This is a genomic window from Paenibacillus sp. tmac-D7, assembly GCF_006519665.1.
In the GTDB taxonomy this organism is placed as follows: Bacteria; Bacillota; Bacilli; order Paenibacillales; family NBRC-103111; genus Paenibacillus_G; species Paenibacillus_G validus.
This window is the reverse complement of record NZ_VIDW01000021.1, coordinates 13,832-29,183: the sequence shown is the minus strand read 5'-3', so window position 1 is coordinate 29,183 and position 15,352 is coordinate 13,832. Positions and strand designations below refer to the sequence as shown.

Sequence of the window (15,352 nt, the reverse complement as noted above, 5' to 3'; positions counted from 1 at the left end):
TTGATAATTTTACCATACAATGCATATGTTAGTATACCTTGATGAACTTTCAAAGGATGATTTATCTTATTTGGAAATTTTTAAAAGCCTGGGCAGTATAACTTGTCACTCCAAAAGATCTGTCGTTTTTGAGCAGAAGGATGTTGGGAAATATGCCTATTGCACAGTCAAAGGGATCGCGAAAGTGGTACTACTATCTGAAACCGGACAGATTCGAACGGTTAATTATGTGACGCCTGGTATTTTCTTTGGGTTATCAGCCGTTTTTCTGGAGCGTCCTATTTCGAATTCGATCGTAGTTATGTCTGTAACGGATGTGGAAATCTTATCCATATCCAAGGAAGTTGTCCTGAATTGCATTCATAATAATCCGAATATTGCCTCCTATTTACTAAAGTGTGTAGCCCTTCAAATTGAAAGTCTATTCAATCATGTTGAAATAGACAGTTTCGGCGATTTAATATTCCAAGTGGCTTCTGTTTTAAATTCTTTTCCTAAACAACAAAAATCCGGAAGAAATTATGTGACACTCTCCCAGGAAGAACTGGCGTCAATTATCGGTAAGTCTAGAATTACTGTAGCAAAGTCGCTTCATCAATTGCAAGATTTAGGAATTATCAGATTAATAGGAAAGAAAAAGATAGTCATTGATAATGAGGTAGAGTTAGCGTATTTATCAGGGAATCTACAAAAATAGAGCAGGCATGGACGGAAGAAAACGTCCAGCCTATCGAGTTTTCTTATGGTGTTTCGCCGTATTGCCCAATATAACGTTAAGTTTATAGGCAGCCTGATATGGGCGCAAAAAATTAACAAGCATTAAACAACTTACCTTTTTGTTGTTTAATGCTTGTTAATTTTTTTCGTTAATGATCATAATTACCATTCACATGAAACCGTAAATAATTGAATATCCGGAATTCGGATGGACAGCGGAAGTGTATCATCTCACACCCAGTTAATCAGTCAATGGATCAAGGAAGGCCGGATCAAGCCGGAAGTTCCGGTCGAAGAACGGGTCGTTTAGGCTCGAATGCCAGATTGGGACTTCCGGAATTAAACTTGGGGATCATTCCCGGAGCGGGCCCTTAATTAAATTATGGGAGAAATGTCTAAATTTTAAGACGGAACGTTGAAAGTATCTTTTTCATGGAGTCATCATCACCACTGTATAACAAGCTTAAGGCGGCATGGGAGTCTAAGATGGAGTGTATTCTAATAAGGGTATTCCAAACGGTCATTATGTAGTGTTAGAATGAGTAAAACGGAGATTCTGGAGGAAGCGCCATGGAACTTCTGGAAGTATTTAAAGCCTTGTCCAATGAAACGAGAATGCAGATCATACAGTGGTTAAAAGATCCGGAGATTCATTTTCCAAAACCGCAAAACGGGGATATACAAGAAGACGGGGTTTGCGTGAGCGATATCCATAAAAAAGTTGGATTGTCACAATCCACAGTGTCCCTTTACCTATCCATGCTGCAAAACGCCGGGTTGATAAAAGCAAAACGCATCGGGCAATTTACTTATTATAAAAGGGATGAGGAAAACATCAAAAAAATGACGGAATGGTTATCCAAAGAATTGTAAATCATAATCTTTGTATTCCACTCCTTTTTTAATGCTTGCATGATCCCGATTTTTATTTTATTATATCGATAATTATAGATATCTAAAAATAAGGATATGGAGGGACGAAGATGAACAAGTTTGGAAAGCACAAAGGGTACTCACGCATGTTTAAAGAAAACAATCTGACTCTCGGATTGTTCTTTCCGTTGGAATCCTACGCAGGCAGCATTCCGGAGATGAATCTGGAAAAGCAAATTAAACTGGCGAAAAGAGCGGAGGAGCTGAATTTTGCCGCATTGTTCGTCAGGGATGTTCCGTTGCATGACCCGAATTTTGGGGATGTGGGCCAAATCTATGATCCCTGGGCCTATTTAGGATATATTGCCGCCCATACCCGAAACATCGCACTGGGCACCGCAAGCATTATTCTCACCTTGCGTCACCCGCTGCATGTCGCTAAAGCGGCGGCTTCCATCGATCACCTGTCCGGCGAACGTCTGGTTCTCGGCGTGGCGACCGGGGATCGCCCAATAGAGTTCCCGGCCTTCTCAGTGGATTTCGAAGACCGTCCCCTATTGTTTCAGGAAGCCTTAACGGTCATGAGAAAAGTGTGGGGAGAGAGCTTTTCGACGATCCGATCGCAACGAGTCGAACTGTTGCAAGGGGGGGACCTGTTGCCCAAACCGCGGCTGGCGGATATTCCAGTGCTGGTAACCGGCCACAGCTCGCAGTCTGTTGAATGGATTGCCGAAAATAGTGACGGTTGGATGTATTATCCCCGAAACTTGAAATTCCAGGCGGATCTGATTAAAAATTGGCGCTCTCTTACCGATGAGTTTAAACCATTCAGCCAGTCTCTCTATATAGATTTGGCGGAGGATCCGAATCAGGCGCCAATCCCTATTCATCTAGGATTCCGAATCGGGCGTAAACCGCTGATTGAATTCATTCAGTTTCTTAAAAATGTGGGTGTCAATCATGTGATTGTCAACTTGAAATATGGCCATCGTCCTGTTGAAGAAGTGATTGAAGAACTGGGAGAAGAGGTTCTCCCGCACTTTCCCGCATTAACCGGCGAACCACAAGAAATTTCGTAACAGGAAAGCCCCGGTTGCCGCGTGATCGGTTGGTTCACCAAAATCTGATGGGGAGTGGCTGATAATGAAGGTGCTGACGATCGTCTCGCATCCCAGAAGGGAATCCCTTACGTTTTCTGTGGCCGAACGTTTTGTTCAAGGACTCACCGATGCCGGACATGAAGTTGAAATGGCGGATTTGTACGGGGAGGAATTTCATCCGCTCGTCTTCGAACAAGATGAACCTGATTGGGATAACCCCCGGAAGAGCTATTCCGCACGTGTTCAAGCTGAAATGGCAAGGCTGAAGAGAAACGAGGGACTTGCGTTCATCTTTCCGTTATGGTGGTATTCCTTACCGGCCATGACGAAAGGCTATATAGACCGCACGTGGAACTATGGTTGCGCTTATGGCGGAGCGCATCTTCCACACCAAAAAGTACTCTGGATTCCGCTTGGCGGGGAGACAGAAGATAGCTTGAAAAAACGGAGTTTTGATACCATGATTTCCCATTATCTGAATGTCGGTCTGGCTGGATATACGGGCATTTCACAGTCGGAAGTAGCATTTCTGTATAACACGCTGGCTGAAGAACTGGAGAGCGGGGATGAAATTAACAAGCATTACGAAAGTATGTTTCAGCGAGTGTATGAGTTAGGGTATACCTACAGCGATTCGCTCGCTCACAAGTAAAAATGACGACGTATTAAATCGATGCGTTCATGGGAGAAAGACCCGGGAATCGATTTGCCGATAAGGAGGAGCTGGCAGCGATGGCTTACCGTGTTTATGCTATGGATTTTTCCTTCTACAACTCCATGGGAATTTACAGTTTTGAAGCACGATGCGAGATGCTGAAAGAGATCGGGTACGATGCGGCGCATTTGTCCATCTGGCACGGAGAGCGGTGGCGGGACGCGGCGAAGCTCGGCAGCGTCAAGCAGAGATATGGGCTGGACGTCGCGGGTGTGTACGTCGTGTTGGATCTCTCTTTAGGCGAGAGCCATCCGAGAAACCAAGGCATCCTGAATTTGTTGGAGACGCTGGAGGGTTGTTCGACCGTTGAGCTGGCGATCCAATCCGCAGGAAGTCATCTGCGCCCCTCAGACCCGGCGGGTGACGACGCTGTGGTGAAGTGGCTGGGACAAGCGCTCCAGATTTGCGAGCGGCGCAACATCGACATCCTGCTATACACGCATCTATCCTTCTGGGTCGAACGCCACGAAGATGCGGTGCGACTGTGCCGGCGTCTGAATCATCCCCGTTTGGGGATCGTATTCTGCGGCTTCCATTGGTACGCCGTTGACGGGACCAATCTAACAGGTACGCTGGAGGCGGTGGCGCCGTACCTGAAGCAAGTGAACCTGTCCGGCAGCCGTCGGAATCCGCACGGTTTTGGTGACGTTGCGACGATCGAGCCATTGGACGAAGGCGAGTTGGATAATTTCGCGTTGCTTGGGCAGCTTAAACAGATCGGTTTTCACGGGATGATCGGCTTTCAGGGTTGGAGCGAGGGGGGCGACGCCTACCTGAAGCTGAGTCGCTCGCTCCAAGCATTCCGTGACATGGAACGGCGTCTTGAGGCACATCCGCATTGGGCGGAGTTGAAATTGCTTCCGTAGCGTTTGGAAAACAGGAATATATTTGTATAAACTAACTTGACAGATATGAATAGTATGATTAAAATCAATATGATCCATGATAAGAATAAAGATTTGCAGATGGATATAACAACTTAATCGACCGTTCAAACGGAGGTTCCCTACTACTTTCACAGTCCGAAAGTAAAGGGAACCTTTTTGGTTTAGAGGGTAGAAGGGGGAACTGACACGGAATAAAGTAATATATTTTTATATCTTAAAACTGACTAAACCGATAAACATACTCAAATTATCGGGATCAAGTTTAGACAAGAAAGGGGATTGACCACTATGGCAAAAAAGATACGCTTAAATCTATTTGATATGAATGTGATCGGGCATCTTGCACATGGAATATGGAATCATCCATCCGATGAACGTCGGCGGTTCAATGAACTGAGCTATTGGGTGGAATTGGCGCAGCTTGCAGAACGGGGGAAGTTTGACGCCATTTTTTTAGCAGACATTCTTGGGGTGTGTGACATTTATCAACAATCGCGGGACATTTCCGTGAAGACGGGCATGCAGGTACCAGCCAACGATCCCATGCTGATTGTCCCGGCGATGGCGCAAGCTACGACTCATTTGAGCTTCGCGGTAACCATTTCGACAACTTACGAGCATCCCTTTTCCTTAGCCCGCCGGTTGTCTACTCTCGACCATTTAACAAATGGACGGGTGGCATGGAATATTGTAACTACGGCCGTGACGAGCGCTGCCCGTAATTTTGGGCTGAGCGAGGTGATTCAACATGACAACCGATATGACATCGCTGACGAATTTTTAGAAGTTTGCTATAAATTGTGGGAAGGCAGCTGGGAAGACGATGCAGTTGTACTCGAGAACGGCATCTATGCCGATCCGGCCAAAGTACATGAAATTAATCATCAAGGTCAGTATTTCAAAGTAGAAGGTCCTCACTTATGCGAACCGTCATTACAGCGTACGCCGGTCATTTATCAGGCAGGCAATTCAGATCGCGGGCGGAAATTTGCGGCCAGGCATGCGGAGTGCGTTTTTGTCGGTGGTACTTCGATGGATGCTGTTCGTTATTACACACAGGATATTCGTGAGAAGGCAAAGGCTTACGGCCGTGATCCCGAACAGCTTTTAATGTTCAAGGGACTGAATGTGGTTGTTGGGAAAACAGCAGGCGAAGCCAGGGATAAGTTCGAAGATTACAAAAAATATTGGAGTGCCGAAGGAGCTTTGGCTCATTTTGGCGGATCGACGAATTTGAATTTGGCTGATTATGATCCGGATGAGATCTTCGAATATGTGGAAACCGTGGGCAACCAAACACACACCGCTCAATACAGCAAGTTCGGGAACAAAAAGCGGACTGTGCGGGAGGTGATGGAAGCTATCGGGGATTTCGGAGGCAGTGCAGGCGGAGCCAATATGGTTGTCGGAACGCCGATCGAGGTTGCCGATCGTATTCAGCAGTTGGTCGAGGAAGCCGGAATCGACGGCATTAATCTGGCCCAAGTCACGACACCGGGAACCGTGAAGGATTTTATCGAACTTGTGCTGCCGGAGCTGCAAAACCGCGGGCTTGTAAAAGAAGAGTACGAGGAAGGCTCGTATCGGCAAAAACTATTCGGGGGCAACGGTCGACTGCCCGACCATCATCCGGGAGCTCGCTTCCGCAAAGTCGGTCTTGCAAAGTGATGACCTATCACAATTTATTTTTAGGGGGAGGGAAACCAATGAAAACAAAGACAGCACATGCATTTATAGCATTAGTCGTCGTTTTTGCCATGATACTTTCGGGCTGCACAAGCAAAGAGCAGGGAACCATCGCCGAATCTACCTCCACGAAAGACGCACCGAAACAAGGCGGAACGCTCATCGTAGGTCTTAATGCGGAAATTACGGTACTCGATCCTTCACGGGAGGCAGGTTGGGAAACTTTCCGGGTCAACCGTCAAATTCACGAATCGTTGGTAACCGAGGATTTATCCAAGCCGACAAAGGAAGTGCCGATTCCTCCTCTTAAACCTGCACTGGCTGAATCCTGGAAAGTTTCTGAGGATGGTCTGATATATACGTTTCACTTGAGGCGGGGAGTCAATTTCCATGACGGCACGCCATTCAACGCTGCGGCTGTGGAATTTAATATCCGCCGAGCCTGGGATCCTCAGTTCGAATATTACGATAAGATTAGCGCCGCAGTCATGCAGCTTACCTATAACGGCTTGAAAGAAATTAAAACCCCGGATGATTACACGGTCGAATTGATATTTGAAAAGCCGTTTTCCCCTTTCCTGCGCATGCTCGCTCAAGGCAGTGGGGGTACGGGATTGATCTTGAGTCCTACGGCGCTCAAGAAATGGGGGAACGACGGTTATGCAGAGCATCCCGTTGGAACAGGCCCGTTCCAATTCGTTGAAAGGATTCGTGGGGAAAAAATTGAGTTGAAACGTTTCGATGGATACTGGGGAGATAAACCTTATCTCGACAAAGTGATTTTCCGGCCGATTCCTGATGACAATGCTCGAGTAACCGCTTTGGAGACAGGGGAAATCGATATCATTTCGTGGCCATCAAGGGATAGTGTTGCCAAACTAAGGGATAAAGGGTTCAAAATTGGGGAAGGTGACTTGCCATCTATTTTTTATTATGCTTTTAATTTTGATAGTCCATACTTTAAAGATCCCAAAATCCGGCAAGCGTTTATTTATGCCGTTGATCGAGAAGGACTTGCGAGAGATCTGTTAAAAAACACCGTTTCTTCGGCTTTTAGTATTCAAAATCCCGGCAATGAGGCTTTTGATCCGAATTTTAAGGATTTCAGCTATGATCCGGAGAAGGCTAGGGCGCTTTTGAAAGAGGCAGGTTATCCGGAAGGGTTCGAAACAAAATTGATCACCTATGCGGGGAAGGAACCTGTCGCCGAATGGATACAACGGGACTTGGCCAAAGTCGGAATCAAGTTAAAGATCCAGACCTATGACTGGAACAGCTATTTAGCCGTAAAGAAAGCCAAGACGCCAGATATAGGTTTAGACAGTATGGAATGGGGATTTGTTACTCCCTATTGGCTATATATTGTCGCTCATTCTAATAGCGGGTCAAACAGCGGAAAGTACGTAAGCCCTGCCTTCGATCAAGCCGTAGACAAAGCCATTCTGGAACCGAACCAGCAAAAATCAATTACCTATTGGAAAGAAGCTAACAAGATTATTGCTGAGGATGCTGGAATACTGCCAATCTATTACGATCGCACACATTATGCGATTGGTAAAAATGTGAACGGGTTTGTTGTCGCTGCCCAAGATTGGTATGACTTGAACAAAGTTTGGATTAAACAGTAAACAAATCTTGATAAGGAGGGGAAGATCGATTTGATGTCGGGATTCGTATTGAAGAGAATTCTCTCGGTACTTCCTGTGCTCTTCAGCGTGACTTTCTTTGTATTTTTAACCGTCTATTTAAGCCCCGGCGATCCGGTGTCCAATATTCTGGGGCAACAGGCCACGCCGGAGAATGTCGCGGAATTACGTAAAGAGTTCGGTTTAGATGAACCGTTTTTGATGCAGTATTTCCTTTGGTTGAGTCACATCGTAAAAGGGGATTTGGGAGATTCGATCATTATGCGTGTTCCGGTTATGGATGTTTTGATGAAAAATTTTAAAAACACGCTCATTCTGACTTTGGGAAGCCTAATCATTTGTGTCGGTTTAGGAGTAGTAATCGGTGTGTTGTCCGGTTTAAAACCGTCTTCCTGGTTTGATCGAATCAGTATGTTTCTTGCACAGCTCGGTGCCAGTGTTCCGGTGTTTTGGCTTGGGATTGTCCTCATGTGGATATTCTCCCTTCAACTCGGATGGCTCCCTTCATCCGGCATGTACGATATGAGAAATGAGGGAAGCTTCTTCAGTCTTCTCGAACATATGCTGTTACCGTCTATTGCTACGGCTATCGTTTCACTAGCTGTTATTGCAAGGTTGACCCGTTCGAGCTTGATGGATGTCATGAATGCCGATTACATTAAAACGTTTCGATCCTATGGGATGCCGGCAAGCTTGATCATACGAAGACACGTGTTCCGTAATATGCTATCTCCAGTCATCAATATTACTGGCTTGCAAATCGGACATTTGCTTGGGGGCGTATTATTCGTGGAAATGGTTTTCTCCTGGCCCGGCATAGGAACGCTGCTTTACCAAGCCATAACAGCCCATGACATTCCGATGATTCAAGCAGGCGTTTTGTTCGTTGCTTTCAGTTTTGTACTCGTGAACTTGATTACCGATCTCGTTGTAGATATGCTCAATCCGCGAATGAGCGGCTAAGTTTTCCAAGCAGGCAAGAGGTGTACAAAATGCGAAACAGAGAGGCATGGATCCCGACGACGTTAAACCCGAAATTAGATGTAAATCAGGCATGGAGAAGAATCCGTCAAGACAAACAAACTTTAGCAGGCATTTTGATCGTGCTAGCCGCTATTCTGATCTCGTTGCTGGCGCCATGGATCTCCCCTTATGACCCGAATGCCGGCGATGGTGCTCTACGCCTTTCGCCTCCTGGTACGCCAGGGCATCTGCTGGGGCTGGATGATCAAGGCAGGGATATACTGAGCCGTCTGATATGGGGGAGCCGATATTCCTTGCTTGCGGCTCTGCTGCCGATCACAATCGCTTTTGTTATCAGTATGTGGTTAGGTCTAATGGCTGGCTTTGTCCAAGGGAGGATTGGCGAATTGATCATGCGGATCTTGGATGTACTTTTTGCGTTCCCAATGATTCTTTTCGCGATTGCGATAGCAGCAATATTAGGTCCAGGTGTGATGACCATACTTGTTACCATTACAGTAGCGCTCATCCCTTATATGTCGAGAGTCGTTTTCGCTTCCGTCAAAGAGGAGAAAGGTAAAGAATATATTGAGGCGGCACGTATGCTTGGAGCTTCTACGACGTCCATACTTTTCAGGGAGTTGCTTCCTAACGTCATCTCACCGTTAATCGTCTATGCCACTACTTTAGTCGGTTCCATGATCGTATTCTCATCGGGACTTAGTTTTCTGGGATTGGGTATTCAACCGCCCGATTCAGACTGGGGCAGAATGACTGGAGATGGAATGAAGGTTTTGACGCAAGGTGCGCCCCATGTGGCTACGATTCCAGGATTACTCATCATGCTGGTCTCACTTGGATTTAATTGGCTGGGAGATGGATTAAGAGATTGGCTGGATCCTTATAAACGAATGAAATGATAAAATCCGATAAAAGGAGGCGATCGCTTGTCATTACTGGAAGTTCGCAATCTCCATACGGAGCTTGTCACTCCCCGTGGTACTGTCAAAGCGGTGAATGGTATCGATTTCCAAGTGTCTCCCGGTGAAGTGTTGGCACTGGTAGGGGAATCCGGATCTGGAAAGAGCATGACCGCACTTTCCATTATGGGATTGCTTCCCAAGAATACGGCACAAATCACGTCTGGTGAAATACGTTTTAATCAAACGGAACTCACTAGTTTGGAAGAGAAAGAGTATAACCTGATTCGCGGTAAAGAAATCTCGATGATCTTTCAAAATCCATTGACGGCGCTCGACCCCTCTTACAAAATCGGCACGCAATTGGTTGAGACGATTGCGTACCGCCGGGGGATCAAAAAGAAAGAAGCGGTGATCGAAGCCCGGCAGTGGCTTCAAAGAATGGGAATTTCCGATGTAGAGCGTGTGCTGAAGTCCTATCCTCACGCCTTAAGCGGCGGGATGAGGCAGCGTATGATGATCGCGATGGCGATCAGCTGCCGACCCAAGCTAATTATTGCGGACGAACCTACTACGGCACTCGACGCCACCATTCAGAAACAGATTCTGAATTTATTGAAGAGCATCAACCAGGAGTTTAATACTTCAATCATCATCATCACCCACGATTTTGGTGTGGTGGCCTATTTGAGCGACAAGGTGGCGGTTATGTATGCGGGGAAAATTGTGGAATACGGAAATACGAGCCGTATTCTATCAGCACCGGAACATCCGTATACACGGGGACTGATCCGTTCGGTGCCCGAAATCGGGAACAAAGGCACAAAGTCAGCACGCCGCAGATTATCTCAAATTGATGGAGTTCCACCCGATTTAATGAATATGCCACAAGGCTGCAGTTTCGGGAGCCGCTGCAAGGAGGCGACGGAACGCTGCTTCAGCCACCCGCCCGGGGTAGTTTCCTTGGGACAGGAACATCTGGTCTCTTGCTTTCAACGGGAGGTGAAGCGAAGTGACGCTGCTGGTTGAAACGAAGAACTTGAGTAAGACCTACAGCATTACGTCAGGCTTTTTGTGGAAGAAGCCGCATCGTTTTAAGGCAGTTGACGGGGTTGACTTGGCCATTCGCAGCGGAGAAATCGTAGGCCTGATCGGGGAGTCCGGTTCTGGTAAATCTACATTGGGCCGACTGATTGCAAGGCTCATTCAACCGAGTGAAGGGAGCGTTTATTTTGACGGCAAAGACATAACCAATCTTTCCCATAAAGAATTGATTCCATATTACCGAAGGATGCAGGTTATCTTTCAGGACAGTGCTTCATCCTTAAATCCGCGTAAAACGATCGGAGAACAAATCGTGACTCCCATGTTGAGGATGGGGATTGCCAATCATCGATCGGAAGCGGAATTTTCCGTATATCTCATACTGGAGAAGGTGGGGTTGAAAAAAGAACATTTTACCCGCTATCCTCACGAGTTTTCCGGCGGACAGCGTCAACGAATCGGGATCGCACGGGCATTAGCCGTACAAGCGGAATTTCTTATCCTGGATGAGCCTACTTCCGCCTTGGATGTATCCATTCAAGCCCAAATTTTAAACTTGCTGTTGGATTTGCGTGAGGAATTAAATCTAACGTATTTATTTATCGGGCATAACCTGGCGGTCATCGAGTTTTTCTGTGACAGAGTGGCTGTGATGGATAAAGGACGGGTGGTCGAAATGCTGCCGGCAGATGAATTGTACGAAAGGGCAGTACACCCGTCAACTCGAAAGTTAGTAGATTCTGTCTTGTCCCTCGACCCAGGAGTGCAGCGGTATTCATAAACGGTCAGTACAAAATTTACCAAATAGAATGGAGAGATAAGAAATGAGTTTAGTGATAAATGAAACGGATCTATATTTTGAAAAAGCGGTTCAGTTGGCGCAAGAGTTTGCCAAGGATGCGGTAGAACGAGATAAAGCAGGCGGGACACCGATCCGGCAGCTGAATATGCTTCGGGAAAGCGGTTTGTTGAATTTACTTATCCCCAAGCAATACGGGGGAGAGGGACAACCGTGGTCGGCTGTGCTGCGCATCGTTCGGGAGTTTGCCAAGGTGGACGCGTCACTTGCCCATTTGTACGGCTACCATTTTATAGCGGCAGGGTCACCGCATTGGCATGGTTCACCTAAACAAAAAGAGTATTATTACACGGAATCGGCCAAAAACAACTGGTTTTGGGGAAATTCAGTAAATGCAATGAGCCGAAGTTTGTTTGGTAAACGCGACGGGGATCGGTATATTTTGAACGGGAAGAGGCCTTTTAGTTCAGGGGCGCCAGGTTCGGACTATCTCATTATTAGCTGGGAGGACGATCAAACTTTCGAGCTGATTTATGGGGCTATTCCGACCAATCGTCAAGGCGTTACGGTTCATGAAGATTGGGATGGCATCGGACAGAAACAAACCGGCAGCGGAACGGTGTCCTTTGAGGATGTCATTGTGGAGAAAGAGGAGATCTTGGATACGAATTATCATAAGCATACGGCTTTCTCTACGATTTCTCCTTCCTTTTCTCAAAGTGTGCTGCTCAATGTATTTATCGGCAGTGCGCTTGGCGCCATTGAAGAGGCAAGCAAGTACACCACTACGACTTCACGCGCATGGATAACTTCCGGAGTGGAAAAAGCCTCGGAGGATCCCTCTATCCTCCGTCAGTATGGCGAGTTTTGGGTCGAAGTCCAAGGGGCTGTAAGTTTGGCCGACAGAGCATGGGTCCAATTAGACCGGGCTTGGGAGAAAGAGTTCGATTTGACCGAAGAGGAACGCGGGGAAACGGCCGTTCTTGTCGCTGCCGCCAATGTGCTGGCCGGGAAAGTGGCGTTGGACGTGACCAGCCGGATCTTTGATGTGATGGGCGCACGTTCTGCCACGACCAAATACGGTTTTGACCGTTTCTGGCGCAACGTTCGTACGCATACTCTCCATAATCCTGCGGAATACAAGCTACGCAACGTGGGAAGGTGGGTGTTAACCAAAGAATATCCAACGCCAGGCTATTACTCTTGATTTCATCATGCAGTTGAAATTCCGTACAAAAGATGAGGTGTCGCATGGAGATTCGCGCTTTAGGTCAGGACGATTTCGAAACGAGTCTGGAATTAACGAAGTATGCCTTTCAATTGGACTTTAATGAAAAGGATAAAGAAATTTTACGCGCACGTTTCACGAAGGAGCAAACATGGGGCATATTTGACGAAGTCCGCCTCTCCGCTCAATTAGCGATCGTTCCGTTTGAAACGTATATCAATGGAACTCGTGTTGCGATAGGGGGGGTTACGCGTGTATCGACATGGCCTGAACTGCGTCGGCAGGGGCTGATATCCAAACTCATATTGCATTCTCTCAAAACGATGAAGGAGAATGGGCAGTCCCTCTCCTTCCTTGTGCCCTTTTCCTTTGGTTTTTACCGTAAGTACGGATGGGAAACGTACACTGAATATAAACAATATGTGCTGGAGACGGCTCAATTTCCGCCTCGTGTAGAAACGAACGGATATGTGGAACGCCGGGACGGAGACATCGAATTATTGAGTCGAGTATACGAAGTTTATGCCGCACGATATAACGGTACGTTAGTCCGTCCGTTAGATTGGTGGAAAAGTCCGATTTTTCAGCGCAAGAAAGGCCATGCAGCTGTATATTTTCGGGAGGACGGTACGCCTGCGGGGTATGCTCTTTACGAGATCAGGAAGCAGTCGGAACATCTTAAGGCCAAACAATTTCGGGTACAGAGGGAATTACTCGTTCATGAATTTGTATTTTTAGATGAGGATGCCAGATGGGGATTGTGGTCGTATTTGTCCAATCACGATTCCATGGTGGAAAGAGCCGTGGTGACGGCGCCGGTAGATGATGCGCTGCCATTTTTGCTTCCCGACCCGCGCATTCATCAAGAGGTGCTGCCGTATTTTATGGCGCGAATTGTCGATGTCCAACAATTCATAGAGCAGTACGTTTTTTCAGCAACAGGCGAATCACTTAAGCTTGCCATTCGTCTTACCGACAAGTACGCGCCGTGGAACGATGGATTATGGGAGCTAACGATTAATGGGGAAGGGAGGGCAGGCATAAATCCTTTGAATGAAAACGATACTGTGTCTGATCGAACGGCGATTCGCTGCGATATCCAAACCCTGTCAGCTCTGCTGCTAGGATATAAGAGACCTGAAGAGTTGCATCGAATCGGACGGATCGGGGGAGTGGAAGAAGTTCTTGCTCAATGGGAAGCGATTATTCCACGGCGGACGACCTATATGCTCGATTTCTTTTGAGAGTTGGAAGCTGTGGAAATGGATATCCTGCTTTTCAAGTTACTTCGTGAGTGTGGAGGAATGAAAAATTGATTTTATTAGATAACATCAATAAAACGTTTGTAACTCCAGGGGGGAAATTCCAGGCCATTTCTTCTGCGTCGTTGGAAGTCGATCAAGGGGATATTTACGGAATTATAGGCTTTAGCGGAGCAGGAAAATCAACACTTTTACGGACGATTAATTTGCTTGAAAAGCCTGACAGCGGTTCAGTTATCGTGGATGGGGAAGACTTGACCCTTCTTACCAAAAAACAACTACTGAAAAAAAGAATGTCTATGGGGATGATTTTTCAGAACTACAATTTAATCGGCAACCGAACCGTTTTTGATAATGTCTCTTTTCCTTTGGAGATAGCAGGGGTGTCGAAATCAGAACGCAGAAAAAAAATCAGGGAGTGCTTGGAGATTGTTGGTTTATCGGACAAAGCAGATCATTATCCAGTTACATTGAGCGGTGGGCAAAAACAGAGAGTGGCCATTGCCAGAACCATGGTGACTCAGCCTAAAATACTGCTTTGTGATGAACCGACATCCGCATTGGATCCGCAAACAACGGAAAGTATCTTAGCATTTTTAAAAGAACTGAATGAAAAATCCGGGATCACCATTGTCATCGTAACCCATGAAATGGAGGTGATCAAATCTATTTGCAATAAAGTCTCCGTTATGGAAAATGGTCATGTCGTGGAAAAGTTTCAATTAAAAGACCCGAATTTTGTTCCTCAAACAAGAATCACGAAGTTTTTATTTAATAATGAAATTGAAGTACGCCGGGAAGGAGAGGGTGTATTTGTTGGATAATATCATCGCATTATGGCCGGAGATCGTTGTAGCGCTCGGCCAGACGTTTTACATGATGGTCATTTCGCTCGGTATTGCGATCGTGATAGGTACACCACTTGGGACCTTATTATTTTTAATCCGTCCCGGCTCGCTCGTAAATGCGCCTCGTCTTTACGTTGTCATTGACGGAATGGTCAATATCGTTCGCTCTTTCCCGTTTCTCATTTTATTGATTGCCATTATTCCTCTTACCCGCTTTATAGTTGGGACACCGATCGGCACTACAGCAGTTACGGTTCCTCTGGCTATTAGCGCCATTCCAGAGTTTGCAAGGTTTGTAGAGCAAACCTTGCTTGAAGTTAACCGTGGTGTTATAGAGGCTGCGGAGTCTATGGGAGCGAATACTTATCAGATCATTTGGAAGGTTCTTTATGTAGAGGCGAGATCAGGAATTGCAAATGCCGCTACGATTATTAGTGTCAGCTTCCTTTCGTACTCGACAGTTGCAGGACTAGTTGGAGGCGGCGGCATTGGAGATTTTGCCATAAGATATGGATATTACAGGTATCAGACAGATGTAATGGTTTTTACGGTTGTGATGATTGTGATCATCGTGCAGCTGATTCAGATGATCGGAAATATGGCAGTCCGGAAACTGGATAAAAGGAAATAAATAAGATCTAAAACTTAAAAGTATAAAATATAA

15 protein-coding genes are annotated in these 15,352 nt (G+C 46.3%); all 15 read left to right on the top strand.

All coding sequences use genetic code 11. From position 1 onward, the window contains the following. Positions 1-70: 70 nt before the first annotated feature. The 15 genes from FKP33_RS15430 (at position 71) to FKP33_RS15360 (ending at position 15,319) form a co-directional block, all read left to right on the top strand. A complete protein-coding gene (locus FKP33_RS15430) occupies positions 71-697 on the top strand; it encodes a Crp/Fnr family transcriptional regulator (RefSeq protein ID WP_181410165.1) in 627 nt (208 codons plus the stop codon). Positions 698-1,287: 590 nt separating this feature from the next. Continuing rightward, on the top strand, positions 1,288-1,590 hold the full coding sequence (locus tag FKP33_RS15425) for an ArsR/SmtB family transcription factor (RefSeq protein WP_127609877.1): 303 nt from the start codon (positions 1,288-1,290) through the stop codon (positions 1,588-1,590). 110 nt (positions 1,591-1,700) lie between these two features. After that, complete coding sequence (locus FKP33_RS15420; protein WP_141335656.1) at positions 1,701-2,669, top strand: LLM class oxidoreductase; 969 nt, start codon at positions 1,701-1,703, stop codon at positions 2,667-2,669. A 64-nt stretch (positions 2,670-2,733) separates the two neighbouring features. Beyond that, complete coding sequence (locus FKP33_RS15415; RefSeq protein ID WP_141335655.1) at positions 2,734-3,342, top strand: NAD(P)H oxidoreductase; 609 nt, start codon at positions 2,734-2,736, stop codon at positions 3,340-3,342. Between the two features lie 80 nt (positions 3,343-3,422). Continuing rightward, on the top strand, positions 3,423-4,271 hold the full coding sequence (locus tag FKP33_RS15410) for a sugar phosphate isomerase/epimerase family protein (RefSeq protein ID WP_141335691.1): 849 nt from the start codon (positions 3,423-3,425) through the stop codon (positions 4,269-4,271). A 309-nt stretch (positions 4,272-4,580) separates the two neighbouring features. Continuing rightward, entirely contained in the window at positions 4,581-5,960 is a 1,380-nt protein-coding gene (locus tag FKP33_RS15405; RefSeq protein ID WP_141335654.1) for an LLM class flavin-dependent oxidoreductase, read from the top strand. 38 nt (positions 5,961-5,998) lie between these two features. Next, positions 5,999-7,606 (top strand): ABC transporter substrate-binding protein, encoded by a 1,608-nt coding sequence (locus tag FKP33_RS15400; RefSeq protein ID WP_181410164.1) that lies wholly within the window; start codon positions 5,999-6,001, stop codon positions 7,604-7,606. 33 nt (positions 7,607-7,639) lie between these two features. Next, the gene (locus FKP33_RS15395) at positions 7,640-8,587 is read left to right on the top strand and encodes an ABC transporter permease (protein WP_141335690.1); all 948 of its coding nucleotides are present in this window, start codon (positions 7,640-7,642) and stop codon (positions 8,585-8,587) included. A gap of 29 nt (positions 8,588-8,616) precedes the next feature. Further along, entirely contained in the window at positions 8,617-9,507 is an 891-nt protein-coding gene (locus tag FKP33_RS15390; protein ID WP_141335652.1) for an ABC transporter permease, read from the top strand. 27 nt (positions 9,508-9,534) lie between these two features. Beyond that, positions 9,535-10,536, top strand: a complete 1,002-nt coding sequence (locus FKP33_RS15385) for an ABC transporter ATP-binding protein (protein ID WP_141335651.1) — start codon at positions 9,535-9,537, stop codon at positions 10,534-10,536. Further along, positions 10,520-11,332 (top strand): ATP-binding cassette domain-containing protein, encoded by an 813-nt coding sequence (locus tag FKP33_RS15380; RefSeq protein ID WP_127609863.1) that lies wholly within the window; start codon positions 10,520-10,522, stop codon positions 11,330-11,332. Before FKP33_RS15385 ends, FKP33_RS15380 begins: the two co-directional genes overlap by 17 nt. Before the next feature lie 43 nt (positions 11,333-11,375). Next, positions 11,376-12,557, top strand: a complete 1,182-nt coding sequence (locus tag FKP33_RS15375) for an acyl-CoA dehydrogenase family protein (protein WP_141335650.1) — start codon at positions 11,376-11,378, stop codon at positions 12,555-12,557. 44 nt (positions 12,558-12,601) lie between these two features. After that, positions 12,602-13,822 carry a GNAT family N-acetyltransferase gene (locus FKP33_RS15370; protein WP_181410163.1) on the top strand — a complete coding sequence of 407 codons (1,221 nt, stop codon included), beginning with the start codon at positions 12,602-12,604 and terminating at the stop codon, positions 13,820-13,822. A 68-nt stretch (positions 13,823-13,890) separates the two neighbouring features. Next, positions 13,891-14,664 carry a methionine ABC transporter ATP-binding protein gene (locus FKP33_RS15365; protein ID WP_141335648.1) on the top strand — a complete coding sequence of 258 codons (774 nt, stop codon included), beginning with the start codon at positions 13,891-13,893 and terminating at the stop codon, positions 14,662-14,664. After that, complete coding sequence (locus FKP33_RS15360) at positions 14,654-15,319, top strand: methionine ABC transporter permease (protein WP_054799897.1); 666 nt, start codon at positions 14,654-14,656, stop codon at positions 15,317-15,319. Before FKP33_RS15365 ends, FKP33_RS15360 begins: the two co-directional genes overlap by 11 nt. Positions 15,320-15,352 lie beyond the last annotated feature (33 nt).